The organism is Paenimyroides ummariense, assembly GCF_900115115.1.
Classification (GTDB): domain Bacteria; phylum Bacteroidota; class Bacteroidia; order Flavobacteriales; family Flavobacteriaceae; genus Flavobacterium; species Flavobacterium ummariense.
The window spans coordinates 1-1,982 of the sequence record NZ_FOVI01000062.1; the positions used below are offsets into that span (position 1 = coordinate 1).

Below are 1,982 nucleotides of genomic sequence, written 5' to 3' on the forward strand. Positions count from 1 at the left end.
GCAAACCCGCTGAACTGAAACATCTAAGTAGGCGGAGGAGAAGAAAACAAAAGTGATTGCGTAAGTAGTGGCGAGCGAACGCGCAGAAGCCCAAACCAAAGTTGTTACGGCAATTTTGGGGTTGTAGGACCACGATATTGTATGCAAAGCGAATAAGAATCATCTGGAAAGATGAACCGCAGAGGGTGATAGTCCCGTATTGGTAAGCGATGTAATGCATAGTGGTATCCTGAGTAGGTCGGGGCACGTGAAACCTTGATTGAAACCGGCGGGACCATCCGCCAAGGCTAAATACTCCTGAGAGACCGATAGTGAACCAGTACCGTGAGGGAAAGGTGAAAAGAACCGTGAATAACGGAGTGAAACAGAACCTGAAACCATACGCCTACAAGCGGTCGGAGCCCATTCGTTGGGTGACGGCGTGCCTTTTGCATAATGAGCCTACGAGTTACCGTTGCTGGCAAGGTTAAGTACTTCAGGTACGCAGCCGAAGCGAAAGCGAGTCTTAATAGGGCGCTGTAGTCAGTAATGGTAGACGCGAAACCGTGTGATCTACCCATGGGCAGGTTGAAGTTTGGGTAACACCAAATGGAGGACCGAACCGGTTGACGTTGAAAAGTCTTCGGATGACCTGTGGGTAGGGGTGAAAGGCCAATCAAACTCGGAAATAGCTCGTACTCCCCGAAATGCATTTAGGTGCAGCGCTGATATAGTTTATTAGAGGTAGAGCTACTGATTGGATGCGGGGGCTTCACCGCCTACCAATTCCTGACAAACTCCGAATGCTAATAAATGATTTACAGCAGTGAGGGCATGGGTGCTAAGGTCCATGTCCGAGAGGGAAAGAACCCAGACCATCAGCTAAGGTCCCCAAATGTATGCTAAGTTGAAAAAACGCGGTTTGATTGCCCCGACAGCTAGGATGTTGGCTTGGAAGCAGCCATTCATTTAAAGAGTGCGTAACAGCTCACTAGTCGAGCGATCGAGCATGGATAATAATCGGGCATAAGCATACTACCGAAGCTATGGATTGTACATTGTACAGTGGTAGGGGAGCATTCTAAACCGGGTAGAAGGTGATTTGTGAGAATTGCTGGACTGTTTAGAAAAGAAAATGTAGGCATAAGTAACGATAATGCGGGCGAGAAACCCGCACACCGTAAGACCAAGGTTTCCGCAGCTATGCTAATCAGCTGCGGGTTAGTCGGGACCTAAGGCACACCCGAAGGGGGACGTCGATGGCCAACGGGTTAATATTCCCGTACTTGTACTAGTTGTGATGGAGTGACGCAGTGGTGAAAGTACCGCGAACTGACGGAATAGTTCGTTAAAGCACGTACCTATAAGATCTATAGTAAAATGCGTAGATTTTGGAGAAATGCGATAGTACTCGGAGCCTTCGGGCAAAGAGATAGTGTACCTAAAGGCTGTCAAGAAAAGCTTCTAAACTTAGATTATTACAACCCGTACCGCAAACCGACACAGGTGGTCGAGGAGAGTATCCTCAGGTGCTCGAGAGATTCATGGCTAAGGAATTAGGCAAAATAGACCTGTAACTTCGGGAGAAAGGTCGCCAGCGCAAGCTGGCCGCAGTGAAAAGGTCCAGGCGACTGTTTATCAAAAACACAGGGCTCTGCCAAATCGTAAGATGAAGTATAGGGCCTGACACCTGCCCGGTGCTGGAAGGTTAAGAGGAGATGTTATCTTCGGAGAAGCATTGAATTGAAGCCCCAGTAAACGGCGGCCGTAACTATAACGGTCCTAAGGTAGCGAAATTCCTTGTCGGGTAAGTTCCGACCTGCACGAATGGTGTAACGATCTGGACACTGTCTCAGCCATGAGCTCGGTGAAATTGTAGTATCGGTGAAGATGCCGATTACCCGCAGTGGGACGAAAAGACCCTGTGCACCTTTACTATAGCTTAGTATTGTTCTTGGATAAGTGATGTGTAGGATAGGTGGGAGACTGTGAAATGGCGTCGC

1 rRNA gene is annotated in these 1,982 nt (G+C 48.5%); it reads left to right on the plus strand.

The annotated features are described in order from the left end of the window. Positions 1–1,982, plus strand: a 23S ribosomal RNA gene (locus BM253_RS17035); the annotation flags it as partial.